The following is a 24,211-nucleotide window of genomic DNA, read 5'->3' on the forward strand; positions in this document are numbered from 1 at the left end:
TTTACAAAAATAATACATTTAGTTGGTCACCAACCATAAGGATAATTTCATGAAACATTTCGCCTTGGCTTTTGCCACTACACTAACCCTCGCTGGTTGTTCAAGTAATGATATCAATGATGCAGTAAGTGATGGCGTTAACGGTGCTATCAACGGTGTGTTGGGTTCCGTTGGCGGAAGCAATGGTACTGTTGTGAAAAATGGCAAAAGCTACAGTGTGGAAAAAGAACCAATGTATACCACTGACGGAGAGCGTATGAAGAAGGATTACGGCTCGATTACACTAACTAAAGCAGAGAAGAATCCAAAATCAAAAACTCGACTTTTCTTAGAGAGCTGTGTACATCCACGCATTGGTTCAGTTGGTTGCGATGGCTACATCTATGAAGTGACTAAAGAAGGCTGGCTTGTCGATAAGCCGATTAGATTTAACACTGGCAGTAGTAGCGATATCTCTATCGCGTCTGGTACTTATTACTTCAAGCTAAAGTCTACAGGAACCGGTGATAGCTATTACGTCGCAAATGAAATCACGATTGCTCCATTTGTAACTAACTACGTGGCCCTGACGGTAGAATAAACCTGTCTATTTTAACTCCTGAGATCCCATCGTCCAGATACAAGAAACAGCCTCAATGAGGCTGTTCATTCGTTCAATACTCATCTCGGTAAAGAAAAGGGCATCCCTGCCCTCAAAGAGAAAATACCAACGGTAATTCAATATCAACTTACAGTAGGTGATACCAGTAAGGCTGTCGTCACAACCTGACTAGCTATCAAATCACTCCTACAATATCATCCACATGGCTAAAACGACTGTACGTTTTAATTCGACATTTCAGTGCGATATCAAACTAAAGCGAATGTTACCAAGATTTTTAACCATGTTGTGTAAGCCGAAGTAATGCAATGTAAGCATGAGGTAATGAATCACCACACTCTTTCTTACACGGAATAAAAAACGGCTTCAGTTCGCTCGGAACTGAAGCCGTTTAAGCTTTCAATAGTTGTTATTTTACTGGCGGCAACTTCCTGTATCGAAATCAACCACAATTGCTGCATTCTTAAAGTCACCGGATACTTTCAAGTAACCCCAATAGTGCGCTTGGTAGCCCATGTCGATACACTCACCATTGCCCGGATTGTCTGACCAATTATGTAGGTTGTAGCCATTTGGCCAGCTAAAGTTACTGTACTCTAGACGCAAGTCACCTTCGCCATTTCCGGCAGTTATATGCATCGAGCGGTACTCATTGACAGCTGGAATCGCTAACCAAACCGTTTGTTGATCCGCAAGACACACTGGCTCGCCTTCACGCAATTGACCACCATTCACTTTGTAACGTACAGCACAATCTTGTGGCAGTTTCGAATTCCCACCATCTGTTTGCTCAGTTATCTTGATGTTAGCGAAAGATGTCGCAGTTAAGCCGTCGTTATCCGTTACCGTTAAGCGGACCGTGTAGTCACCCGCACTGGTGAACGGGTACGCCGGATTGGCCTCAGTGCTTGTCGAACCATCACCGAACTCCCAGAAGTAGCTAACGATTTGACCGTCTGTATCCGTGCTATATGCACTGCTGAATTGCACTGTTTCATTAACTTTTGCCTCATTCGCGACTGAAATATCTGCCGTTGGTGGCGTCAATTCACCACCGCCGCCTCCGCTTACAAGCTGCTGTTGCCACTGTTCAAACTCACTTTGGTATAAACTCGCCCATTGATTAATGGTTGCCTTATAAGCTGACCAATTACCCTGACGGGTCTGTGCCAACATGGCATTCACTTCATCCATATGGCGCTCGAACATGAAACGAACAGCTAGGTAGCCCCAACGATAAATACGGTCGACATCAAAGCCATCGTAGGTGGTTTCGAAAACCTCTCCGAGCGTATACGTTGAACCATCCATAATGGTCTCAAGAGCGCGTGGATTGTTGTCTTCATTCGCTACGTACTCAGCAACCCCTTCTGCCCACCAGACTACTTTTTCTGTCGGTGCATTAAAGCCACCGTACAAATCAAATCGCCCATCGAGGTAGTGAACATATTCGTGTTCTAAGTTCCAAACGTAGTGGTCGCCATTGGCGTAAGAGGCTTCATAAGCAACAAAGTTAGGGATGTTACCTGGCAAGCCTGGTTCACCTTCTAAGTACATACCACCGTTGTTGGTATCAATATCAAAGATAGGGCCAGCATACTTACCGTAATCATCGTCGCTATCAAAGATGTTCACTTGAAGCTGAATGTTGAAGTCATCAGGTACAGGTACTCGGCCTGTTTCTAGGCGCTGGTGGAAATAACCTTCTTCATAGCCCATCTTGCTACATGCCGCTCGGTGCTGCGTTGACGACATGTTTTGCGAACGAATTTTAATGGTATCGCTACAAACATACGTTTGCGATAACACCAAAGACTGCAGCTCTTGCTCAAAGTTACAAATGCCAAAGTCACTACAATTTACGTAGTATGAAGATGAATCTGCCGTGGCAAGCCAAACGCTATCACCGTAGCCGTACATTTCATATTGGCCGAAAATCTGACGAACCTTATTGATAACAGCCGGTTCTATCGAGGTATTTTTATACTGAGTAAAACGGCCTAGCTCTCGCCCTGCATTGGCCGTCATGAATTCATCATCTTGACCGATTGATTGGCGATTCAAAGCGAAACGAGAAAGCGCATCAACGAGCCCAGTCTGTGAGCCAATTCTACTTACGAAGTCGTCATTCCATTGACCACCAAATAAAACCGTGAACACACCATTTACAGCGTTACGCATATACCAATTTTGTGCGTAGCTTCTGTCCCAGCGATTTAGCCACTCTGTCACAACACCTAAGTACTCATGCTGCAGACCAGCACTGTCCATGGTAGTAATCACCTCACCCAGCACTTTACCGTGAGGATCGCTATTCTCATAAAAGCTGCCATTGTTAACGAAAGCGTCAACTGCTTCTTTTACTGCTGGCTGCACCCATGCTGCAAAGTTAATACTGTTTTCGTAGAAAGCGGCGTAGTAACCTGCTCGCAAGTACAAGAATAAGGCTTCTAGGTCATCACTACCGCCCCCGCGATAACTGCGCGACAAACTAGCCGTGTGCTTTGCAACGCTGTACATATTGCCAGAGCTAAATGCCGTTTTTTGAATATCAACTGAAGCAGAAAATAGTTCATTAACACACTGAGCACCTTGTCCAGTAATCTGTCCAATCAAGGTTGAACTGCTACTGGTATTAAACGCATTCACATCACAAGGAAGCGGGCCTTCAGCACCTGGGCCTTGCTTTGCTGAAACACCCGCGCTCATCGCCGTCAATGGAGAAATGACATCACTTTCAAGCTTAGGTTCGGGCTTTTTAGGCAGTGCCTTCTGAGGGGAATATTGCGGTTTACTGTTCTCAATGCCGTGTTGTACTTTATGGCTTTGGTGACTGGCATGATTACTGTCATAATCATAATGAAGAGCTCGATCGACCACCTGAGGAGTCGGTTCACTAACAGCGAAAGCGTTCATGCTGACAAGCGCGCCTACCACTGCGACTGTTATCTTTTTAAGTTCCATCTTAATAACTCTTTTTAAGTTAGTTGATTCGCCTTTACTGGCGGGTCCAACTTAACTGCAAACTCTATGCAGCAAGCATTTTCAATCTAAGCCTTAAAAATCAGGAGTTAAACTATGCAATTTTCTAGTCTCACTAATTAGAACCGCAAGTTTCAGCAATTCAAACGTTACATTTTTGTTAATGCATTTTTCTTAAAGTGGGAGCTAGATTCCGGTATTAGGCAGGCATACGGAACAAGTTTGATAGTTTTTGCAGGCAGAAGATAAAGAAAGAACACACAAAAAAGGGCCGCATGATGCGGCCCTAATCATTTCTAACAACAGCGACTACTTTTGCGCGCGTTGCCACTGGACTAGCCACTTATCTAAGTGGTTAGCAAACTGTTGGCGATCCGCCTGACTCATAGGTGCAGGTCCACCAGTTTGGATACCACTACTGCGCATGGTCTCCATGAAATCACGAATGTTCAAACGAGATTTGATGTTCTCTTTGGTAAACATCTCACCGCGAGAACTTAAAGCATGCCCGCCTTTGGTGATGATTTCATCCGCGAGTGGGATATCACTTGTGATAACAAGATCACCAGCCTCACAGCGTTTTACGATTTCGTTATCCGCCACATCAAATCCTGCTTGGACTTGAAGCATAGTGACTTTTAAAGATGCTGGAGTGCGAATGAATTGGTTCGCGACTAAGGTTACTTCAACACCGGTTCGCTCTGAAGCGCGAAATAAAATATCTCTAACAACGACAGGGCAAGCGTCGGCATCTACCCAAATTTTCATGCATCTTTTCCTAATAAACGTTAACGCGGCTATTAGACCTTAAATTTAACCGCAGTACCACTGACACTGACCATCATCATGCTGCCACCGCTGCCGATCACTTCATAATCGATATCAATACCAACAATCCCATCAGCACCGAGCGAACGCGCATGTTCTTCCATCTCTTGAAAGGCGATTTCGCGCGCGCGGCCCATTTCTCGTTCATAGGCTCCAGAGCGCCCACCTACCACATCACGAATCGCGCCAAACATATCTTTAAAGATATTTGCACCCAGAATCGCTTCGCCGACAACCACTCCTAAATAGTGCTCGACCGGTTTACCTTCTACGACAGACGTTGTTGTTTTAATCATGTGTATTCCCTTAGACAAAACTGAGCAAAGATTGAATGTCACCGCACAACTAACAACGGTACCCATTTAGAAATAGCTGTAGCATATCTCCGATGATCTGCTCTTGTTGCTCATTAGAAGGAACTTCTTGATTCGCCACCAATTGGGGCCACATAAAATTCCCGTTCAACAAACACATTAGCATATTGCTCATCTTGGCTGGATCTTGGTTTTTAAGTTTACGATCTGCGATCGCATCCATGAACCAGTTTTCCAATTGCTCATCTTTTTGCTGCAATTGTTGAAGATAGCTCTCTGCCAACTCCGGCGTACGAATAAACTCGCTGATCACCATTCGCGCTAGCGGTAAACCAAAATCTTGATAGAGGAAATTGAGCTTTGCCCGTAAATAGGCGGCTAATTGCAGTTCTAAATCAGTGTTAGGATCATAATCCAATTGAACGCAGGGGCTTTGCCCTTGATGAGCGCTTTTGACCGCTTCAAAGAAAAGCACATCTTTGCTTGAAAAGTGACGATACAGGGTTCGTTTTGACGCGCCTGCAAGTTCACACACTCTATCCATATTCGCAGCAGCGAAGCCATGTTCTATAAACTCAGACTGCGCCGCTTCTATCAATGCAAGACGCTTTTTCTCTGACAATTTCATCGTTGTATTTGCTGGTTAATCCATCATTGGGGGCGAAGTATAGTCAAGCCAAGCCAAAAGTACACTTAAAAGTTTACTTCTGTAATTTGAAGAGTATGATGCGTTCACTTTTAAAGGAGTTCGCTCTCTGCAAACTCTGCTTATGCCCTTTAACCACTTGGTTAAAGGCCGAATTTTCCGTGATGATATCAGCGTAAAGAGCTTATTCTACCTCTCGCTAATGATCGTCGCGCTTAATGATACTAACTATGAAACTCAGTCATTTTTTGCTCGCTGCCAGCTCTCTTTTTAGCGGTTACTCTTTTGCTGACTCCATCTCCCTTCCTATTTGGAAAGAAGAAGCTGAAGCCTTAGGTTATGAACTACCTAAAGCGATTGGTTTTAATTTGAGCTATATGGGAATGCAGCAAGGCATCAATGTCGATTCGATTGCTTTAAATGGCCTTAAAATGGATTGGCTTGATCTGGATCTAGATGCTCAACCGGGTAAGCAAATAACCAATGTCCTTACAGCACGTGCGGATGTTTGGCTATTTCCATTTCTTAATATCTACGCACTAATTGGTAAACTAGATGGATTTTCAGAAACAGACGTAAATGCAAACATTGGGATAAAGAGAAAGAATGGAAAAGTAATTCCTCTCTTTGAACATAAAATCGAAGAATTCAGGCTTGATTTAGACGGATACACCACTGGTGTCGGCTTCGTTTTGGCTGGAGGCTACGATCAATGGTTTGGCTTGGTTGATGCAAGCTATACCCAAAGTACACTAACGGTAATTGATGGCTCAATTGACGCTATAGTTATATCCCCACGCGTTGGGTTCGATTTCAATAAAAATGGAATGCCTTTACGGATCTGGGCTGGTGCCATGTACCAAAATGTAGAACAAGAACTATCAGGCTCCCTTGTCGATCTAGGACTTCCTCCCGTCATAGCAAATTTGGCTCCAAATGGCGAGTTTGAAGTAAAGCAACACCTCGCTACCAACTGGAATCCCATTGCCGGCTTTCAATACCAAGTCAACCCAAGTTGGTATCTGCTAGGAGAAGTGGGCTTTGGTGAAAGGCAAAGTTTCTTTATCTCTCTCGATCGCCGCTTTTAATCGGAGTAACAATGAAGTATTCGTCCTCCATTGCACTCCTCAGTGTGCTAAGCATAAGCAGCGTACAAGCCGAAGAGAGTGAAAGCAGTGATTGGCTAGAGTCCATATTAACCAAACTGGGTTCCAGCGAAAGTGTCGACCACTCTAAAGTGATTGACTGGGGTGTATTACCAGGGCCTTTCGTCAACCCTGAACAAGGCCTCGGTATCGGCATTGCTGCTGTTGGCCTGTATGTGCCCACTGGCTGGCAAGCTAACGATCCGTACTCGACCCTAACGCTTACGTCATATGGTTCAACATCGGGCTCATATGGTCTTGGCGTCAATAATCGCACTTATCTACAACAAGATAAACTGCGCCTCTTAGGTGAAGCTTGGATTAGCCATACGCCCGGCTACTACTGGGGAGTAGGTAAAAACGCGGCAGAAAACGATGCTCAAAAAGTCCAGTATCAAGGTCAACGCTTACTGTTTAGCCCCAAAGTCGCCTATGAAGTTGCGGACAACTTCTACCTAAAAGCAGGTGTAAACTGGCAATCTTTTAGCAAGGTGGAAGGAGTTAACAAAGACCTCCTTCCATCCGAAGTCAGTGATGCCATCAGCAGTGGTGTACTCCTAGGCTTTGAATATGACACGCGAGACTTTGAGCCTAACCCGATGAAAGGGGAATTCATTGATGTCGAATGGATAAGCAACCACCAAACTTTAGGTAGTGATCAAAGCTATGACAACGTGACGGTCAATGCACGCCGCTATGCACGAGTCGACCAAGACACCATTCTAGCGCTCGAAGTTTATTCTCAGTCAATCTTAGGCGAAGCGCCTTGGTTCGATTATGCGCAACTCGGAGACGACAATCGCATGCGAGGCTACTACCAGGGCCAATATCGCGATAAACATCAAATATCGACTCAAGTTGAAGTTCGTCACACTTTCTCTGGTCGTCATGGTATGGTCGCTTGGATTGGCGGTGGCAACATCGCTCCAAGTTATGAAGCGCTGTTTGATGAAAGATGGTTACCCACTCTCGGTCTTGGATACCGATTTGCCTTTAAAGCCAGAATCAATGTTCGTGTTGACTTAGGTTTTGGTAAAGAAAGCAGCGGCTTTTATTTTCAAATTAACGAAGCATTCTAAAGGAGTCTAATGTGAAAAAGGCAGCGCTACTACTGCTATCCCTAATGAGCTTATCTACCCATGCAGCCGATCTTAAAGCCCCAGTTGGCGTAAGGCCGTGTTGTGCATTTGGTGTGGATTTAAAAGCACAACTTGGAAAAGTGCCTGTACCTTTCTTTTCGTTAGAGAATGTCCTTAACAGCAATGACGTAGGCACTCACCATTATAATGATGGCAGTGCATCCATTTCCGGCAGCTTGCTTGGGCTTGCTGATGAAGAAAACGGTTTGATCTTTACCAAGTTAGCTGGCTTTATCGATACTGCACATGTTCGAGACACCGCAGACTACACCTATTATCTATTCCAGCTGAATCAGCGTTATTTAGGCAAAGAGCATAACCTTGAGTTACCAGCAGAGCTTAGAACTCGCAAACTCACATGGCATGCGCAGCCTTCAAACTTGAGTCATGCAGAAAAAACTGAGTTCAGCGCAAAGGCAGCGGCATTAACCGCGTTTCGCTTAGCCCAATGGCATGAAATCGCTCAATGGTTTGGTATGGTGTCTGTCGGTGGGTTCGATGAACTCGCGTCCGCATTTTCATCAGAAGACCTCTACTCAAACATGTTAGGGGCCAACTTAGCGATGCGAGTATTGATTGCGCAGCCAGAATTAACGACAGATCAGTTTGCTAAAGCAATGAACCTTGCGTTAAAGAAAGAGCTCGATCATCTGCAAACACAGCCTAAATCGGTGACGCGTAAGAAAATTCAGCAGTTAGACGGGGGATGGTGGGACAGCTCAAAGCGCTTGCCGAATAAGTGGGCAGTACTGTTTAGAGACTACCACCTTGCGCTTACGTTAACGCCAAATTATCCCGGCGCGGAGCATAAGCTCATGCTTGAATCTCAGTTTTCTAATCAACAAGCAATTGAAAACTGGCTTAGTTTAGAATTAATAGCAAGCGACGATGAAGCCGCCTTTTCTCAACTACCTGAAGAACTAACTCAAAAGAGACATTGGACCGTTGAGGATTTTCAAACTATCGCCAGCTTCGCAAAGCAGCACGATACACTCGCGCTCAAAGCCATGAATAGCAAGTAATGCACTCTTTTTATTACCAATTAATTCATTGCACCGGGTCGCCTTACCCGGTCATTTTGGCATATAAAGTCAAAAGTGCATAACTTTTGACTTTATATGCACTCGATGGTTTGAACCAGTATTATATGCACATGTTTTCTCAAGTAATGAGAAGTGGAAAAAATTTAATAAGCAGGATTTTACATGTTATAAATGAATAAATTTAGATTATTCCGTTAATCATACTGGTTAATACTTAGTTAAATAACACAAAATACCAGTGATAAAGATCACATCTACAAATCGATTCGGCTTTTTTCCTTTCTGATCTCGTTACTCGCCTGATAACCTCCTGCTCGCCTTGAAGTGAACTCAAGGTGCATAACTATAAGGAGTGTTCACTATGAATACCAAGAAACCGATGTCGCTGACTGGCCGCGTAATTCTAGGCATGGTCGCAGGTATCTTGACAGGATTTGCAATTCGCACCCTCTTTGCCGACAACGGATTTGTCGACACATACATTGTTAATGGACTATTCGAAGTTGGTGGACAGATATTCGTCGCCAGCTTGAAAATGCTGGTTGTTCCACTTGTTTTTGTATCACTCGTTTGTGGTACCAGCTCACTTAAAGATCTCTCTACCTTAGGCCGCATGGGCGGTAAAACCATTGCGTTTTACGTGACGACAACCGCTGTCGCCATTACTCTTGCCTTAACTATGGGTAACTTGTTCCAGCCAGGTGCTGGCGCTGATCTCACCGCAGCAAGCTCGTTTAAATCAGCGGATGCTCCGTCGTTAGGTCAAGTGATCATCGACATGTTCCCAACCAACCCAATCAGTGCGATGGCGGAAGGTAAAACCCTTCAAGTGATCGTATTTGCTGTTCTATTCGGTATCGCGATTAGTGCTGCGGGTAAGCCGGGTGAGCGCATTGCTGACTTCTTCTCTGATCTAAACGAAGTGATCATGAAGTTAGTCGCTATTTTGATGAACCTTGCACCTTTTGGTGTGTTCTTCCTAATGGCGAAGTTGTTTACCGGTCTTGGCCTAGGCGCGATCCTAAACTTAGCGGAATACTTCTTGGTGCTAGCTGGTACTTTGATTCTGCATGGTTTGGTCACTTACAGCGTGATGCTAAAAGGCTTCACTGGTCTAAGCCCAATCACCTTCTTGAAGAAGATGGAAGATGCAATCATGTTCGCATTTTCTACCGCATCTTCAAACGCGACGATTCCTGTTACTATGGAAACCGCGAAGAACCGCATGGGTGTTGAAAACCGTATCTCTTCTTTCACTGTACCGCTAGGTGCCACAGTGAACATGGATGGTACGGCAATCATGCAAGGTGTTGCGACGGCCTTTATCGCACAGGCATTCAACATCGACCTGACTATGGGCGACTACCTGATGGTGATCATGACAGCGACGCTAGCTTCAATTGGTACAGCAGGTGTTCCAGGCGTTGGTCTTGTGATGCTTGCAATGGTGCTAAACCAAGTAGGTCTACCGCTTGAAGGTATTGCCCTTATCATGGGTGTTGACCGTCTACTGGATATGATTCGAACTGCTGTAAACATTACCGGTGACAGCGCGGTTACCGTAATCGTTGCTAAGTCAGAAGGTGCACTAAACGAAGAACGCTTTAATGACCCAATGGCTGGAGTGGAAGAAGAAGAAGTCCACCTCAAGCGATCTGAAGCTTAATTTGTTTCTACACTAAATTAGCCCTCGATTTTTATCGGGGGCTTTTTTGTTATCTATCAGGGCGCTAACAAAAGTCAGAAAATAATAGCTTTTATGTGACTACGCATTACTGCGATAACTCACCCATAATTGATACGAGCATCAATATAAACTTTTAGGGGAGAGTTAAACATGTCACTCAAACGATGGTTCATTTCACTGACGACATTGTTCGCCAGCTCCTTTTGGTCACTAGTCTTATTCGCCTCTCCTCCGTTTGACGTACCTCCTGGTCTTGAAGTCGCTCATGCCGCTCAAGCGAAACATGGAGATGCCTTACTACAAAATTCAGGCATAGTCGGCCATGGTCTTTCTGTCGATGAAGCAGGCAATGGCGTCGTGGTCATCTTTACCGACTCTCCACTCGTCAAAGGCATTCCTAAATGGCTAGATGGCGTCGCCGTTAAGCAAGTCTATACCGGACAATTTTACGCTTTTGCTCCACCAACTTGTGGTGGTCCTCCTTCACAACGCCCTCCGGAGTGTTTTACCGATCCAGAACCGGAGCCAAGCGTTGACCCAACGGCTCGCTTTGATCGCCCAGTTCCAATTGGCATATCGAGCGGACATCCACTCATTACCGCAGGCACGATAGGCGCTCGCGTGACGGACGGCATCAATGTTTACGCACTGAGTAACAACCACGTATTTTCCAACTCCAATGACGCTTTTATTGGCGACAATATTATTCAGCCAGGCAGTTATGACGGAGGTTCCGAAAGCTCCGATACCTTTGCAACACTGCATGCTTTTGTACCGATTCTGTTTGATGGCTCGGACAATGTGATGGACGCGGCTATCGCTATTTCCGATGAGAGCTCCCTCACTACATCAACACCAGAAGATGGCTATGGCACACCAAGCAGTACTGTTGTTGCCGCAAGCCCAGGGCAAGCCGTGATGAAATATGGACGAACCACGGGCTTCACTCAAGGCTCAGTAGATTCGATCAATGCGACAGTCAATGTCTGCTACGAAGGTTCAAGCAGTTGTACCAAACTAGCGCGCTTTGTCGGACAAGTCATCATTACCCCGGGAACCTTTAGCGCTGGTGGTGATTCTGGCTCTTTAATTGTGACAAGTAGTGGTAACAACCCGGTAGGACTATTATTTGCAGGCTCTTCGTCATACACGATCGCATCACCAATCGATCTCGTATTAACTGAATTTGGTGTGACTATTGACTCAAATACTCCTCCTCCTCCGCCGCCATCTGGAGATATCACCCTTTCAGTGAACGGCTACAAAGTAAAAGGTTATCATCATGTTAGCATAGATTGGGGGGGCGCAGCGTCAGTCGATATTTATCGCGATGATATGCAAGCGCCAGTTTATCAAGATCAGACCGACGATCCATTTGTAGACAGCTTGAGCGCCAAAGGGGGCGGCTCGTATCAATACATGGTTTGTGAAACAGCTACCAATAATTGCTCTCCCCAACAAACCGTCAATTTCTAAAATCAACAGCCCAGCATTTCGCTGGGCTGACTATTACTATGAGTTTAAAGGAGACATCACAGAAACGTGACCAGTTGGATGCTTTGATAGAGCAATATGCTAAACAATGGATGACCATTCCGGGCGTTGAAGCGGTCGGCATGAGTATGAGTCATCAGCATCCTGAGATTGTTGTCTACGCTTCTGTCAGAACAGAGCAACTCGTCCAACAATTGCAGAGTTGCGTAGAAGGCATTCCTGTACGTATCAGCGCCACAGACTCATTTAGAAGTAAACCTACCAGCTAAACGCGACATTTACACCAGCGCCTTGACTGGTCGCCCAAGGAATCACTTGAACAGAACTGTCATACGCTTCGGTAAATATCCAACCAGAGACAATCCCCAAAGCTGCGCCTGCCGCAACATCTTTCCAGTAGTGCCTTTCAGCTTCAACGCGCCCTACCCCCACCAATGTGGCAATGCCATAAGCAGGCAACCCAACTTCCCACCCATAGCGGAGGTGCAACGTAGTGGCCGAAGCAAAAGCATTCGCCGTGTGGTTTGAAGGAAAACTCTTGTTGTCGCTTCCATCCGGGCGCTCGGCATCAATGGTGTTCTTACCAATCAGACCAACACCTGACGCAGTACCAATACTGAATCCGGCTTGTTTAAACCCTTCCCAGTCTCCTTTATAAAGAGGAACAGCGGCAGCAATACCGACTAAGCCATACGCGCCAATATCACTGAAGGTTTCCCAGTTTTCTTTACTGCTGGCTTGCGCAGTCAGGGGCAGCAACAAACTGCCTGTTAATAAACAAATAGTATTAAGCTTCATGGGAACTCCGATTAAATTCAGCGGGTTGCACCATATCGTATGGCAAATATCATTGTCAAAAACAGATCGTAATAGAGTGTTTATTCCTATATAAAAACGCCTCAGCACATGCTGAGGCGTTGATAACTTAAACTAAGATTTATTTGTTTGGCATTGGTAGAATTTCAAACATACCGTCAAAGTCATCCAATGTTGCTGCCAGTTCTGTCACTAGACTTGCGTCACCTTTCAACTTCGCTTTGCCTGACTTCACTAACTCATCAAGAGTTGTTTGACCAAGTACCATTTGTGTCATATCTGACTTGGTAATTTCCAGTTCCACATCCGCTTTTGGCATCTGTTCCACTTGGATATTGGCCATATTCGAATTAGAAACTTCACCAAAGTAAGACTCGTTCAAGTCTGGGTGGTGCACACCAAAGCTAAAGTCTAGATTCGCCTGCTCTGCTTTTTCTGCGTTCAATCGAACCGCTAGGAAGTCAAGGAACATACCTGTTGGTGTATTAGCAATCACGTCTGCAGAAGCAAGTTTGATTGAAGGCTGAATCTCGCCTGTACGTAATTCAACCGCACCTTGTAGGTAAGAGTTTCTCCACGCCATCGTCTCAGATTGATAACCTTGCTGCTCAAAGCTGTCTGCCAATGCAAATCGGTAGTTGATATTGCTCGGGTCACATTGAACTAGATCATTAAACAGCTGTGACGCTTCTTGATACTCGCCTGCATTGAAGTGCGCTTGACCCGCTTTATATAGCGTATCTGCACCGGCAGCTTCTACGTACACACATGACTTTTCTTGAGTTTGTAATGGGTTCGTGTTCACCGGATTCATATCGTGGTAACCCAAGTACAAGTTCACCACTGCACGCGCATTGTGGCTGTATGAGCCGTGGTAGCCGTTAGTGTGCCAAGTTTGCTGTTGAGATTGAGGAACGATTTTTTCGATCTCGCGGCCAACATCATGAATCGTCACACCGTGGTTCGCCAAACGCATCGCCTGATTATGAATAAAGCCATAGTTGTCGCGTTGTAGCGTCATGTAATCAGAAATTTCGTTAGTGTCTGTTTCTGCATCATTCCATACTGGTGCAGAGTGCGCGGCATGAATATTGTCTACCAGACCGCTATCGACAAATCGCAGTTTCAACTCAGTTAAGTACTTAGTCCAAACCAAGGCATCACGAACTTTAGCACCACGGAAAGTATAGATATTGTGCATACCGTCATACGTTAACTCTGCGGTATTGAGTGAACGATACTCAGGTACATAAAGCACGATTTCAGCCGGTGCTTCTGCGCCTGGCATATTGATGGCATGGAAATCTAGGCCATCGATGGTGACGACTTTTTCTCGCTCGGCAATTTCAACCGTTGGAGCAACCAAAGTCACTTCACCGCGAGAAGTCCCTAACCCCAATGCGTTATCGACGATGCCCTGAGTATTATTATCTAACGTGGTACCGTATTGATAGTTGGCGCGGCGGCCCATCGCAGCACCCGCTATCACGTTTTCATCCGCAAGTTCTTTGATGAAATCATTCGGCGCATAGATAGGCGCACCATCAACAAAGTCACCGGATTCAATGATACCTCTTGAGCCACCAAAGTGATCCGCATGCATGTGCGAGTAGATCATGCCTGTGATTTTATGTTCACCTTTGATCTTAGGAAGGTGCATTTTTGCAAACTCCCAAGAGGCTGCCGCTGCTTCTTTTGAAAGTAAAGGATCGTGAATCACATAACCATTGTCAGTGCGATAGATAGTCATATTAGATAAGTCAGCACCACGAATTTGGTAGACGCCGTCTGTGACTTGATACAAACCACCCGCTGCGTAGTTCAGCATCCCTTGACGCCAGATTGACGGGTTAACAGATGCCGGAAGTTGGTCAGTGCCCATGTCAGACATGTATTCAAAACGGTTTTTTAGCTCTCCCGCTTCATGAGTACCAAACTCAGCAATCAATCCTTTCTGCGTACGCTCAAATGCGCTTGTGTCCTGCCATGGAAGTTGAGTCGCCAAAGCGGCATTTGCCTGCTTAGTGTGGTCTGTCGCTGGTTTACCTTGATATGTGTCTAGGCTTGCGTAGTCAGCCGCAGCAGAAAAAGAAACCATCAGTGCAAGTGATAAAGCAGAAGGAGCGAAACGGATAGTCATATTGAGCCTCGTGTGTCTCGTTATTGGGTACAGGGCTACTCTACCTAGTTGACACATCAGGATATATACATGAAACTTTATTTAAAACATCGCCAATCGTTATGTGTTGAGAAAATACTGTATGTCTGAAAACAACATCGATCTGAATTTGTTGAAGATCTTCATCACCGTCTACCAACATCGCTCTATCACTGTTGCGGCAGAAGTACTGGGATTAACACAACCAGGGGTCAGTGGTGTATTAAAACGCTTGCAGCAACAACTCGGCGTTCAGCTGTTTGTTCGTTCAGGCCGAGGAATTGCCCCAACCCATCAAGCCCAAGAGTTAGCGCGCCAAATTGAACCAGCCTTATCGCAAATCAATAATGCGCTCGAAGGTATCGAAACCTTTAGTACCGAGAACTCTCGCCGTTTTGTGGTGTACACAACAGAACCTATGATGCTGATGCTTCTGCCGATGATTGAAGCGGATCAGACCCTTGGTAAAGTCGAAATTGAGCTTCACCCGACCCTCTCCAATGAAGAGAAGCTAATTCACAGTCTCAATCAGCAACAAGCCGATTTAGCGATTGATTTTGCGAACTACTCTGCGCCATCGTTTTTTTCCGAGTTTTTCTATACTGACGAGATCTGCATCATTGCTCGTAAAGGGCATCCGCGCATAAAGCAAACCTTAACCTTAGAGCAGTTCTATGCGGAAAAACACGTTACTTTAAAATTGCGCCGTGAAGATGCGTATCTGGCTGATTACTTCACCGAAGAGGTTATTGGAGAGCGAAGAGTTGCCGCAGAATGTGATTCGTTGGTATCACAAATGACGATGATTTCGAATAGCGATTGCGTGGCCGTCATGGTGAGAAGTATTGCTGATCAGTTCGCAGACAAACTTGATTTGCAGGTATTTAATACCCCTTTTACCCAAATACCTGTCAAATATCGATTGTTGGCTCACAACCGCATGAAGCATAGCCCAGCCAATCGGTGGTTGAGGGAAAAGCTAAAATCGTACTTTGTTGAATAAAAGAAACCCTGATGTCTAACACGTTCAACATCAGGGTTTATCTGTGACTGGAAGATTAGATTACCAGTAGATTAAGCCAGTTTTTCAATCACTCGCATTAGCATCTTGATTCGAGGTTCAATCGACTCAAGTAGCAAATACTCTTGGTCACTGTGGAAGCCTGCGCCAATTGGGCCAAGGCCATCCAGTGTCGGAACACCTAAGATCGCTGTGTTGTTCGCATCGGAGCCGCCACCCACTTCTTTCCAATTGATATCGATAGAAAGCTCTTCAGCAGATTGCTCAACCAAAGCCATCAATGCCTGAGTAGATTCACTTGGCACCATCGACGGCTTGTACGCTTCGCGCTCTAGCGTTACTTTCACATCCGCATCAAATGTATTTTGAGTCATACCATTTAGAGCAGTATCGACGTCATCGTACTCACCGTTGCTCCAGAAACGAATATCTACAATCGCTTCAGCGTGGTCTGGAACAATGTTCGCGCCCGCTCCACCTGAGACAATACCCACATTCAATGTTGTGCCAGATTCGAAGTTGGTCATTCCGTTGATAGCCAGAATCCAGTTTGCCATCTCAGTGATTGCGCTACGGCCATTTTCAGGCTCATTGCCCGCGTGCGCCGCAACGCCATCAAAGGTAATCTTATAGCGAGCCATGCCTTTACGCGCTTTAACCAAACCGCCATCTGCACGTGCCGCCTCTGCCACCAGCACATTTTTCGCCTGCTTCGCCACTGACTGAATCCAATCAACAGAATCTAGTGAGCCTGTCTCTTCATCTGGGTTCATACAGATACAAATAGAAAGCTTATCCAGTACCGCTTGATCAAGGTTGCGCATCGCGTAAACGATATTCAGCAGACCCGATTTCATGTCAGAAACACCTGGACCATACGCCTTTTCAGCGTCGGTCGACATTGGACGTAGCTCAGCGGTTCCTACTGGGAATACAGTATCCATGTGGCCAATCAACATCACATCAATGTGCTCAGCATCTGGCTTATTACGAATTTCGAGACCAACACCCGCTTTACCACAATCGATACGTTTTACCGACCAATTGCCCAGCTCAACAAACTTGGCTTCAAACTGCGAAGCAACAAACTCGATACCATCAACAGTATAAGTGCCACAGTCCACATTAATTAATGGACGCAGCTCTTCTAAATAATCATTCAGAGAAAAGTTCATGACTAGCCCTTACACGAATAGGTTCATAACAAGCATTGCGCCAAACGCATTCAACACAGAGATAGCAATCATCACTGGGATATAGCGACCTTCCGTACCGATAGGCCCCATGATGCGCCCCATGTATTGCACCTGAGAACCCATCAGGTAAATAGCTGGTGCCAAAATAGCAATGTGCGCACCGTTTAGAATACCTTGGTCAAACAAAGTGATGACAACACCAACAGCGCCGCCCATCGACATCCAAGCGCCAATCAATACCGCCGCCGCTTCACCAGGAAGACCAAACACCGCCATCACCGGAGAGAAAACCGTTCCCATCAGATCAAGTGCACCCGTAATCTGCAACGCTTTAATGATCACAAATGCCATCAAAACGTTAGGCACGGTTGAAGTCGTTGCAATTACCCAACCCTTTTTAGCACCTTCAACGAAGATATCGGTCACCATAGGTTTTTTCGCTTTTACTTCACTCATTATGCTGTTTCCTCTTTCAGATTCTGTGCGTTGTCTTTGTCTTGCTTATCTTCTTTACCTTCTGTGATGTTGAGGTAGATTCTGAATAAATTAGCACCCACAAACTTGAAGATGAACATGATGGCAACAGCAAGACCGATTGATGAAGTCACAGCTGTAGAGCCATCAGCAAGAGTTAGCGTAAACAGCACTGCGCCAGAAGAGAAAAAGTTAACAATGGTTGCACCGGCAGTAAACTGGAACATAGTGAACACATCCGTTTCACGCTTGGTCAATCGCCCTTCATCTTTTAGCTGACGAGTCATGGCTGCACCAGCATCGGTACTTTGCAATGACGCAATAAGCGCAAGACCTGAACTTCCTGGAATACCCATTAGAGGGCGAAGTAGAGGAGTCAACAACTTACGTGCTGCATCAAGCGCACCATAATGTTCAAGAACATTAATCACGCCCAGTGCAAACATCACGGTCGGGATCAGCGTAAGTGCAAAGATAAAACCGTCACGAGCACCGCTACCACCTTTACCGCGTAGTGAGGTCGTTGCAGCTTCAACCCCTTCAGCCGTCTCTTTGACATCGTATGCGACCTTGCCAAATGAGCCGTTAAGCGTTGTAAAATCAAGTACGCCGTACCACTCATTAGACTTCATCGCCCCTGAAAAGAATACGACAGCAAACGCAAGTGCGAGGTAACAACCCCACGTCACCTTGCGATCGATTGGATTTGGATTAGACATATATCACCTATGTAATTTGCTATATGGAACAGAACACACAGGGATCTTGAATTAAAGAGTACGGCGTGGGGATGATCCTTATCAAATAGCGATACGAACTATTAATAAGCTTTAATTCATTATCATATTTTGTGATAACGAGCTAAAAAGGGACATATCACCACTCAAATAGTTCAACATTGCATATCACATTGATTCATAACTTTGTCACCTGAAATTAAAAAATGATGATAATTCAATCAGATCAAACCTATCTCACATACCGATATGAAAAAGCCCATTAAACTAGAAGGCCATTGCTTTATACCCAAGTAACTTCTATCTCCCCCCTCATTGAGGTTATTTGGGTATAACAACAATCATTCTTCAAGGAGTGGAAGTATGAAATTGCAGTGGTCAGTCTTTATCGCTTTATTGCTGTCCCCCATAACCGCCTTTGCTGCTAGTGCTACAGGCGAAACCTTACCCTTAACCCAATCAACTATTGGTTATGCTGCCCTCATCATTTTCACCATTGCCTACGCTTTGGTTATGCTAGAGGAATACCTGCAGCTACGAAAATCCAAACCCGTATTGCTGGCCGCCGGTATTATCTGGGCCATGATTGGTTATGTTTACTCTCAGCATGATCAAATTGAAGTAGCGAAAGCTGCGCTAGAACATAACCTGCTCGAGTACGCCGAGTTATTGCTGTTCTTGTTGGTTGCGATGACATACATCAGTGCGATGGAAGAGCGGCGGTTATTTGATGCGCTGCAAGCTTGGATGGTCGGTAAAGGCTTCAATTTTAAATCCCTCTTTTGGCTAACCGGTATCCTCGCTTTCTTCATTTCTCCCATTGCTGATAACTTAACGACCGCTCTACTGATGTGTGCAGTGGTAATGAAGGTGGCGGGTGACAACTCTCGCTTCATCAATCTAGCGTGTATCAATATCGTGATCGCTGCCAATGCGGGCGGTGCATTCAGTCCTTTTGGCGATATTACCACCTTGATGGTATGGCAAGCAGGGCATGTTTCCTTCGCTGAATTTATGCCGCTGTTCTTGCCTTCTGTTATCAATTACCTAATACCTGCGCTCATCATGTCGTTCTTTGTTCCGAGCACCAAACCCAATGTGGTGCACCAACATGTTGAGCTAAAACGTGGGGCGATGCGTATTGTAGGGCTGTTTATTTTGACCATTGCAACAGCGGTGGCTTTCCACGCTGTGCTGCACTTCCCTCCAGTCATCGGCATGATGATGGGGCTTGCTTATCTTCAGTTCTTTGGCTTTTTCCTACGCCGTACACTCAAAGCGTCACTGCATAAGAAAGCGGCACTGGCCATTGCCAATCGCGATGATCACGCCCTAAAACGCCTTGGGTCTGTTGTCCCATTTGACGTCTTTAGACGAGTCTCCCATGCGGAGTGGGACACACTACTTTTCTTCTACGGCGTTGTAATGTGTGTCGGCGGCCTTAGCCTATTGGGTTACCTAGGAATGATTTCTGAAGTGATGTATACCCAATGGGATCCAGTTTGGGCAAATGTCATGGTTGGTATTCTTTCTGCTATTGTGGATAACATTCCAGTAATGTTTGCAGTACTGACAATGGAACCAACTTTATCGATGGGCAACTGGTTACTCGTTACATTAACGGCGGGAGTTGGCGGGAGTTTACTTTCAATTGGTTCGGCGGCGGGTGTTGCATTAATGGGTGCAGCCCACGGAAAATACACCTTCTTTGGTCATCTCAAATGGATGCCTGTGATTGCCCTCGGATACGGTGCGAGCATCGTGGTCCATATGATGCTCAACACTCACCTTTTCTAATTATTTTTGGTCGACTGGCAAAGGCGTGAAATCGCGCTTTTGCCAGGTACTCGCCAGTTGATACTTCGCGCAGATACTGCACGTCAGCACTTCACTTTGACCATGAATTCTCATCACAATATCTTCACGCTTCTCTTTAGAACTATTGCGCATAGTGATCGTCAAATAATTATCTTTGACTTCAAAAGGTTTGGTCATGTCGAGGTGCCCCTCTCGAACGAAAGTGACTTGTGCGTCAGAAAACTCTAACAAATCATCGTTGTACTGATTTTCAAATACACCTGTAAACTGATAGGTCTGTTTATTCAGCATCCGAACGGCTTCTTCTTCTGAACAGCCGACAAGAGCAGAAGATAGCACGCTAGATATGAACATCGCTGCTGCCCAGTGCTGTTTACCCATTCGCTACTCCATTTTTTCTAAATCGAGAAGTTTGGCTTTGCGTTCGACACCGCCCGCATAACCAGTAAGTTTGCCATTTTTTCCAATCACGCGATGACAAGGAACAATCACGGAAATAGGGTTTTTGCCATTTGCGAGCCCAACGGCACGTACCGCTTTAGGATTCTCTATCGCATCAGCTAAGTCTTGATAACTCCATGTTTCCCCATACGGTATCGTGGTTAATGCCTGCCATACTTTTTGCTGAAACTCTGTCCCTTTCGCAGCGAGAGGAAGCGAAAAATCTGTTCTAGAGCCGGAGAAATACTCCTGTAACTGTTTGATTGCATTATTAAGTATAGGATCAGTTTCGCAATATTCACCTAACTCTTTTGGCTGCGTTGTCTGAGTTTCAAACCAAGCCCCTAACAAACCTAAATCGTTCGACTGCAATGTCATTTTTCCCAATGCCGTGTCAAAGGTAACGTAACGTGTATTCATGCGTGGCTCCAGCAGTGAAAAGTAGCGTAGCTTCCCCATGGGGTCACTGATTCAATATTAAGTTGGGGAAATTTCTGCATGGCTTTTTTAACCACTAAATCTCCATCTAAAAAACAATTTGGCTCTGAAGCACCCCGCAGTCGGGCATAATTCACAGTCCAAGGGCCAATCCCTTTCAAGCTCAACCACTCATCTAATGAAGCGTTTGGGTTAGCTTCCATGAACTGGGCAAAGCGTAGCAAAGTTTCTTTACGACTTTGCGGCATGCGTAAAAAACTCAAATCAGCGGCACTTATCTCTTTAGGTGTAGGAAAATGATAGTCTCCCTCTGGTTGTAGTGTTGAAACCAATAAATTTAACTGTCCAATCGCCGCTTTTATTGAGACCTGTTGACCTAAAATCGCTCTTACACCGGCTTCCCAACAACTCCATACACCCGGAATTCGAATTCCACTTCGATTAATCAAGTTCGGATTGAGCTCATTTAACTGCTGCTCAATACTCAACACATCGGTATCCAAGTCAAACATTCTTCGCAGTTGATTAACTAAAGCTTTTAATTTTCGAGTGTCATCCAAAATGAACTCAACACGCATAACACCGATTTTGGTGGGCGCTATCTTGAACCAACCTTTAACGCCATCAAGCACAAAGGAGCGTTGATAACTTTGCCCATCAATTTGCTCCAAACCATGCACTGCCCTTAGCTGATAAAAATCCAACATGTGTTGCCAATCTAGCGGGCCTTTATACGCAAGATCAATGTAGTTAGTTTCATCTTGTTGGGTCTGTTGTTTACGAATTTGGCTTGGCGTGAGTTTCATCACTGATTTAAAAGCATCATTAAAACGCCTAACACTGCCAAAACCACTGGCGAATGCGATATCGGTAATAGACATTGAACTAGAATGAAGCAATTGCTTAGCGAACATCAATTGATGATAGAGCGCATACTGCTTAGGTGACATCCCTAAATGTGTTTGAAAGAGTTGCCTTAAATAACGATCGCTGATGCCCAATCGGTCAGCCAAATCGGCCAAACTGGTGGTTTGCAGTTCACCCTGCTCTATCAACTTAAGAGAACGTTGAAAGGTTGTCTCAACCCCTTTCCATGCCCAAGAACTCGGCGCACTATCTGGTCGACAACGCAGACACGGGCGATAACCCGCTTGCAACGCTTGTGCCTTCTCGATGTAGTATTCGACATTCTCTTCTTTAGGTAAATTCGCCGGACAAATAGGACGACAAAATATCCCCGTGCTTTTCACCGCCACATAAAAACGACCATCAAAACGAGCATCTCTCGCCATTCGAGCCCGTTGACACTCTTTAGTACTTAGCTCAGACAATCCGTTCACAACAACTACCTTTGATTCATTCCGTCGATGTAAGCAAGTCTAATCAACTCTGCTGACAATACTAGCCATTTTCGGAACTGAATAACGTTGGCGATATGGAAAATATCTTCTAAATTAAAAAGGCAGACTATAAATAATAAGGAAGTTGGCTATGAACCTGCACTCATGCACTGTCGTGCTTAATGACGATCTCATTATGACGTGTGATAACGTCGAACAAACACTCAACATTATTGACCAACACGGGCCATCCAACATACATCGAATCTTAATCGATGCCTCAGATGGGCACAGTGTTCATTCCTATCATGACCTCAGCATTGAAGAGTCCATCGAAAGCTTGATGAGCCTCTAGGTCAACACGGCTGGCAATAAAAAACCTCGGCGAACCGAGGTTTTTTCTATTCTTCTGTCGGGAGCTCCGCCATTTGTTGAAGACTGTATGCGGTGACAGGGTCGATCGTTTTCACCAACTCTTCCACCTGTTTAATCGCCTCGATAGAAGTGCTCGCTTTACGGTAGCTGAGATAAATTGGACGACACCAATCTTCCACATCAGCCACTTTAAGCAATTGGCCGCTCGCAAGGAAAGGTTCAACCAAAGAAGCTGGAAGGTACGCACTACCACCTTTTTCTAAAATGAAATCCAACGCGATACGCGCCGTAGAAGTACGCAAATAAGGTGCAGGGATTTTCGGGTGACGCTCTGCATGCTCAGAGGCAAATCGCGTTCCCCAATCAACGTAAACGTATTTATCTTGGAATACATGCGCCACGTCATTTTGTTTGGTCGATACCAACACTAAAACAACATCAGCGACTTTCTTACAGTTCAGCTCATCCGCTTTGATTTGATCAAAGGCAAATGCCATATCCAGAGTGCGTTCTTGCAAGCTACGATTAAGTGCTTCACGGCCCATAATCTCAGCCATGAAACCATATCCTTCGAACTCATCCGTTACTAAGCTCAAACAGTTTTGTAGATAAGCATCCCAAACGTTTGGTGTCCCGCCTAATGTCAACTGCAGTGCTTTGCCGCTTTCTAACGACAACTCGAGTTTTGCTTGTTGTAAGGTCGTCACCATAACTTCTGCGTAACCGATCAAGCGCTCTCCAGCAGAAGTGAGCTTGATGTTATTTCGATCACGAATAAACAACTGAGTATCAAAATAACTCTCGAGCTGTTTAATACGAGCACTAACCGCTGCTTGAGTAATGTATAAGTTCTCTGCGGCACGGCCAAAATGGCGAACGTTAGCTAGTTCTAAGAACGTTCTAAAGACTTTTACGTCCATCTAAATTCCTCGGGGTGCAATCTTCCAAGAGTAGCAAAAAATAAAGAAATACTTATCTCCAATTAAACAAATTGTTATCTAAGTTTCATAAAACTGTTCAATAGTCACGATAAAAAGGTTTTGTTTTCTTTTTGTTAAATTTCAGCCTAATTTTCGCCTTGTACCGTTTAGGGCAATCAATCAATGTAGGTTATAGAGGCTACTATAATGTCTGACACTCAATTCCGTCACGGCAAAAAACGTTTTTACGACAACACTAAGTTTCCGAGAGGCTTTGCTAAGTCTGGTGATTTTACGCTTGCAGAAGAAGAAATTCTAATGCTTTATGGCGACACTATGCTTGGTCTGGAATCAGGTGAAATTATTGCGGATAACTCGGAAGAGAAACATTTCGTAAAAGTTCTGGAGAACCCAGGCAAAGCAAAAACCAAATTAGAACGCGTTTGGTTGAAGTATGTTCAACTGGCTCGTGGTCGTAAACGCTTCCACACCTTAAACGGCCGTTCAAAACCAGATGCGACAGAAGACTATTCTGAAGATTCGGTACTGGTTGAAGAAGACTAATCTTTCTCTAAAGCCCCTTGGCGTAAGCGAAGGG

The 24,211-nt window shown here is 45.1% G+C and carries 24 protein-coding genes; 11 read left to right on the top strand and 13 right to left on the bottom strand.

Going from position 1 to position 24,211, the window contains the following annotated elements:
- Positions 1-49 precede the first annotated feature (49 nt).
- Positions 50-580: a hypothetical protein gene (locus GVO60_RS02090; RefSeq protein WP_159650942.1), complete on the top strand. Its 531-nt coding sequence runs from the start codon at positions 50-52 to the stop codon at positions 578-580.
- 435 nt (positions 581-1,015) lie between these two features.
- Here the strand turns inward: GVO60_RS02090 and GVO60_RS02095 are convergent, their stop codons facing one another.
- The 4 genes from GVO60_RS02095 to GVO60_RS02110 all read right to left on the bottom strand — a co-directional run bounded on the left by GVO60_RS02095 (position 1,016) and on the right by GVO60_RS02110 (position 5,353).
- Positions 1,016-3,565 carry a collagenase gene (locus GVO60_RS02095; RefSeq protein ID WP_159650943.1) on the bottom strand — a complete coding sequence of 850 codons (2,550 nt, stop codon included), beginning with the start codon at positions 3,563-3,565 and terminating at the stop codon, positions 1,016-1,018.
- A gap of 327 nt (positions 3,566-3,892) precedes the next feature.
- Positions 3,893-4,351: a YaiI/YqxD family protein gene (locus tag GVO60_RS02100; protein WP_159650944.1), complete on the bottom strand. Its 459-nt coding sequence runs from the start codon at positions 4,349-4,351 to the stop codon at positions 3,893-3,895.
- 32 nt (positions 4,352-4,383) lie between these two features.
- Positions 4,384-4,707, bottom strand: a complete 324-nt coding sequence (locus tag GVO60_RS02105; RefSeq protein WP_159650945.1) for a heavy metal-binding domain-containing protein — start codon at positions 4,705-4,707, stop codon at positions 4,384-4,386.
- A gap of 49 nt (positions 4,708-4,756) precedes the next feature.
- On the bottom strand, positions 4,757-5,353 hold the full coding sequence (locus GVO60_RS02110; RefSeq protein WP_159650946.1) for a TetR/AcrR family transcriptional regulator: 597 nt from the start codon (positions 5,351-5,353) through the stop codon (positions 4,757-4,759).
- Positions 5,354-5,601: 248 nt separating this feature from the next.
- Here GVO60_RS02110 and GVO60_RS02115 point away from each other — a divergent pair, with 248 nt between their 5' ends.
- The 6 genes from GVO60_RS02115 (at position 5,602) to GVO60_RS02140 (ending at position 12,148) form a co-directional block, all read left to right on the top strand.
- The gene (locus GVO60_RS02115; protein ID WP_159650947.1) at positions 5,602-6,459 is read left to right on the top strand and encodes a TonB-dependent receptor; all 858 of its coding nucleotides are present in this window, start codon (positions 5,602-5,604) and stop codon (positions 6,457-6,459) included.
- 11 nt (positions 6,460-6,470) lie between these two features.
- Positions 6,471-7,595, top strand: a complete 1,125-nt coding sequence (locus GVO60_RS02120) for a BamA/TamA family outer membrane protein (RefSeq protein WP_159650948.1) — start codon at positions 6,471-6,473, stop codon at positions 7,593-7,595.
- 11 nt (positions 7,596-7,606) lie between these two features.
- Positions 7,607-8,677, top strand: a complete 1,071-nt coding sequence (locus tag GVO60_RS02125; protein ID WP_174855858.1) for a DUF4056 domain-containing protein — start codon at positions 7,607-7,609, stop codon at positions 8,675-8,677.
- Positions 8,678-9,059: 382 nt separating this feature from the next.
- Entirely contained in the window at positions 9,060-10,364 is a 1,305-nt protein-coding gene (locus tag GVO60_RS02130; RefSeq protein ID WP_159650949.1) for a dicarboxylate/amino acid:cation symporter, read from the top strand.
- 171 nt (positions 10,365-10,535) lie between these two features.
- Positions 10,536-11,861, top strand: coding sequence for a chymotrypsin family serine protease (locus tag GVO60_RS02135; protein WP_159650950.1), 1,326 nt, complete (start codon positions 10,536-10,538; stop codon positions 11,859-11,861).
- A gap of 38 nt (positions 11,862-11,899) precedes the next feature.
- The gene (locus GVO60_RS02140; RefSeq protein WP_159650951.1) at positions 11,900-12,148 is read left to right on the top strand and encodes a hypothetical protein; all 249 of its coding nucleotides are present in this window, start codon (positions 11,900-11,902) and stop codon (positions 12,146-12,148) included.
- Here GVO60_RS02140 and GVO60_RS02145 read toward each other — a convergent pair.
- Together GVO60_RS02145 and GVO60_RS02150 are read right to left on the bottom strand one after the other, a co-directional pair.
- Positions 12,138-12,677 carry a phosphatase PAP2 family protein gene (locus GVO60_RS02145; protein WP_159650952.1) on the bottom strand — a complete coding sequence of 180 codons (540 nt, stop codon included), beginning with the start codon at positions 12,675-12,677 and terminating at the stop codon, positions 12,138-12,140. The genes GVO60_RS02140 and GVO60_RS02145 overlap by 11 nt on opposite strands.
- Before the next feature lie 139 nt (positions 12,678-12,816).
- Positions 12,817-14,835, bottom strand: coding sequence for an alkyl/aryl-sulfatase (locus GVO60_RS02150; protein WP_159650953.1), 2,019 nt, complete (start codon positions 14,833-14,835; stop codon positions 12,817-12,819).
- 121 nt (positions 14,836-14,956) lie between these two features.
- Between GVO60_RS02150 and GVO60_RS02155 the strand changes: the two genes are divergently transcribed.
- Entirely contained in the window at positions 14,957-15,856 is a 900-nt protein-coding gene (locus GVO60_RS02155; protein ID WP_159650954.1) for a LysR family transcriptional regulator, read from the top strand.
- 71 nt (positions 15,857-15,927) lie between these two features.
- On the opposite strand, the gene GVO60_RS02160 is transcribed toward GVO60_RS02155, so the two are convergent.
- Genes GVO60_RS02160 through GVO60_RS02170 form a run of 3 tightly spaced genes read right to left on the bottom strand, consistent with a single transcriptional unit; the run spans position 15,928 to position 18,263 of the window.
- Positions 15,928-17,049, bottom strand: coding sequence for a M20 family metallopeptidase (locus GVO60_RS02160; protein WP_159650955.1), 1,122 nt, complete (start codon positions 17,047-17,049; stop codon positions 15,928-15,930).
- A gap of 9 nt (positions 17,050-17,058) precedes the next feature.
- A complete protein-coding gene (locus tag GVO60_RS02165; RefSeq protein ID WP_159650956.1) occupies positions 17,059-17,526 on the bottom strand; it encodes a YjiG family protein in 468 nt (155 codons plus the stop codon).
- Positions 17,526-18,263 (bottom strand): nucleoside recognition domain-containing protein, encoded by a 738-nt coding sequence (locus GVO60_RS02170; protein WP_159650957.1) that lies wholly within the window; start codon positions 18,261-18,263, stop codon positions 17,526-17,528. The genes GVO60_RS02165 and GVO60_RS02170 overlap by 1 nt, the downstream gene beginning before the upstream one ends.
- Positions 18,264-18,644: 381 nt before the next feature.
- On the opposite strand from GVO60_RS02170, the gene nhaD reads away from it, so the two are divergent.
- Positions 18,645-20,078, top strand: coding sequence for a sodium:proton antiporter NhaD (gene nhaD / locus GVO60_RS02175; RefSeq protein WP_159650958.1), 1,434 nt, complete (start codon positions 18,645-18,647; stop codon positions 20,076-20,078).
- Here the strand turns inward: nhaD and GVO60_RS02180 are convergent, their stop codons facing one another.
- The 3 genes from GVO60_RS02180 to GVO60_RS02190 are packed head-to-tail and all read right to left on the bottom strand — an operon-like array spanning position 20,079 to position 22,318.
- A complete protein-coding gene (locus tag GVO60_RS02180; protein WP_159650959.1) occupies positions 20,079-20,480 on the bottom strand; it encodes a hypothetical protein in 402 nt (133 codons plus the stop codon).
- Between the two features lie 3 nt (positions 20,481-20,483).
- Positions 20,484-20,960, bottom strand: a complete 477-nt coding sequence (locus tag GVO60_RS02185; protein WP_159650960.1) for a methylated-DNA--[protein]-cysteine S-methyltransferase — start codon at positions 20,958-20,960, stop codon at positions 20,484-20,486.
- A complete protein-coding gene (locus tag GVO60_RS02190; RefSeq protein ID WP_263971942.1) occupies positions 20,957-22,318 on the bottom strand; it encodes a DNA-3-methyladenine glycosylase 2 family protein in 1,362 nt (453 codons plus the stop codon). Before GVO60_RS02190 ends, GVO60_RS02185 begins: the two co-directional genes overlap by 4 nt.
- Before the next feature lie 151 nt (positions 22,319-22,469).
- Between GVO60_RS02190 and GVO60_RS02195 the strand changes: the two genes are divergently transcribed.
- Positions 22,470-22,673 (top strand): hypothetical protein, encoded by a 204-nt coding sequence (locus GVO60_RS02195; RefSeq protein WP_159650961.1) that lies wholly within the window; start codon positions 22,470-22,472, stop codon positions 22,671-22,673.
- A 46-nt stretch (positions 22,674-22,719) separates the two neighbouring features.
- Here the strand turns inward: GVO60_RS02195 and GVO60_RS02200 are convergent, their stop codons facing one another.
- Positions 22,720-23,613, bottom strand: a complete 894-nt coding sequence (locus tag GVO60_RS02200) for a LysR family transcriptional regulator (RefSeq protein ID WP_159650962.1) — start codon at positions 23,611-23,613, stop codon at positions 22,720-22,722.
- A 207-nt stretch (positions 23,614-23,820) separates the two neighbouring features.
- Between GVO60_RS02200 and GVO60_RS02205 the strand changes: the two genes are divergently transcribed.
- Positions 23,821-24,177 carry a MaoP family protein gene (locus tag GVO60_RS02205; RefSeq protein ID WP_159650963.1) on the top strand — a complete coding sequence of 119 codons (357 nt, stop codon included), beginning with the start codon at positions 23,821-23,823 and terminating at the stop codon, positions 24,175-24,177.
- Positions 24,178-24,211 lie beyond the last annotated feature (34 nt).

The organism is Vibrio atypicus, from assembly GCF_009811315.1.
Taxonomy (GTDB): Bacteria; Pseudomonadota; Gammaproteobacteria; order Enterobacterales; family Vibrionaceae; genus Vibrio; species Vibrio atypicus.

Bases quoted from the DNA above. Each gene is read 5' to 3' on its own strand.
- GVO60_RS02090 (WP_159650942.1), top strand. From the start codon at position 50: ATGAAACATTTCGCCTTGGCTTTTGCCACTACACTAACCCTCGCTGGT.
- GVO60_RS02095 (WP_159650943.1), bottom strand. From the start codon at position 3,565: ATGGAACTTAAAAAGATAACAGTCGCAGTGGTAGGCGCGCTTGTCAGC.
- GVO60_RS02100 (WP_159650944.1), bottom strand. From the start codon at position 4,351: ATGAAAATTTGGGTAGATGCCGACGCTTGCCCTGTCGTTGTTAGAGAT.
- GVO60_RS02105 (WP_159650945.1), bottom strand. From the start codon at position 4,707: ATGATTAAAACAACAACGTCTGTCGTAGAAGGTAAACCGGTCGAGCAC.
- GVO60_RS02110 (WP_159650946.1), bottom strand. From the start codon at position 5,353: ATGAAATTGTCAGAGAAAAAGCGTCTTGCATTGATAGAAGCGGCGCAG.
- GVO60_RS02115 (WP_159650947.1), top strand. From the start codon at position 5,602: ATGAAACTCAGTCATTTTTTGCTCGCTGCCAGCTCTCTTTTTAGCGGT.
- GVO60_RS02120 (WP_159650948.1), top strand. From the start codon at position 6,471: ATGAAGTATTCGTCCTCCATTGCACTCCTCAGTGTGCTAAGCATAAGC.
- GVO60_RS02130 (WP_159650949.1), top strand. From the start codon at position 9,060: ATGAATACCAAGAAACCGATGTCGCTGACTGGCCGCGTAATTCTAGGC.
- GVO60_RS02135 (WP_159650950.1), top strand. From the start codon at position 10,536: ATGTCACTCAAACGATGGTTCATTTCACTGACGACATTGTTCGCCAGC.
- GVO60_RS02140 (WP_159650951.1), top strand. From the start codon at position 11,900: ATGAGTTTAAAGGAGACATCACAGAAACGTGACCAGTTGGATGCTTTG.
- GVO60_RS02145 (WP_159650952.1), bottom strand. From the start codon at position 12,677: ATGAAGCTTAATACTATTTGTTTATTAACAGGCAGTTTGTTGCTGCCC.
- GVO60_RS02150 (WP_159650953.1), bottom strand. From the start codon at position 14,835: ATGACTATCCGTTTCGCTCCTTCTGCTTTATCACTTGCACTGATGGTT.
- GVO60_RS02155 (WP_159650954.1), top strand. From the start codon at position 14,957: ATGTCTGAAAACAACATCGATCTGAATTTGTTGAAGATCTTCATCACC.
- GVO60_RS02160 (WP_159650955.1), bottom strand. From the start codon at position 17,049: ATGAACTTTTCTCTGAATGATTATTTAGAAGAGCTGCGTCCATTAATT.
- GVO60_RS02165 (WP_159650956.1), bottom strand. From the start codon at position 17,526: ATGAGTGAAGTAAAAGCGAAAAAACCTATGGTGACCGATATCTTCGTT.
- GVO60_RS02170 (WP_159650957.1), bottom strand. From the start codon at position 18,263: ATGTCTAATCCAAATCCAATCGATCGCAAGGTGACGTGGGGTTGTTAC.
- nhaD (WP_159650958.1), top strand. From the start codon at position 18,645: ATGAAATTGCAGTGGTCAGTCTTTATCGCTTTATTGCTGTCCCCCATA.
- GVO60_RS02180 (WP_159650959.1), bottom strand. From the start codon at position 20,480: ATGGGTAAACAGCACTGGGCAGCAGCGATGTTCATATCTAGCGTGCTA.
- GVO60_RS02185 (WP_159650960.1), bottom strand. From the start codon at position 20,960: ATGAATACACGTTACGTTACCTTTGACACGGCATTGGGAAAAATGACA.
- GVO60_RS02195 (WP_159650961.1), top strand. From the start codon at position 22,470: ATGAACCTGCACTCATGCACTGTCGTGCTTAATGACGATCTCATTATG.
- GVO60_RS02200 (WP_159650962.1), bottom strand. From the start codon at position 23,613: ATGGACGTAAAAGTCTTTAGAACGTTCTTAGAACTAGCTAACGTTCGC.
- GVO60_RS02205 (WP_159650963.1), top strand. From the start codon at position 23,821: ATGTCTGACACTCAATTCCGTCACGGCAAAAAACGTTTTTACGACAAC.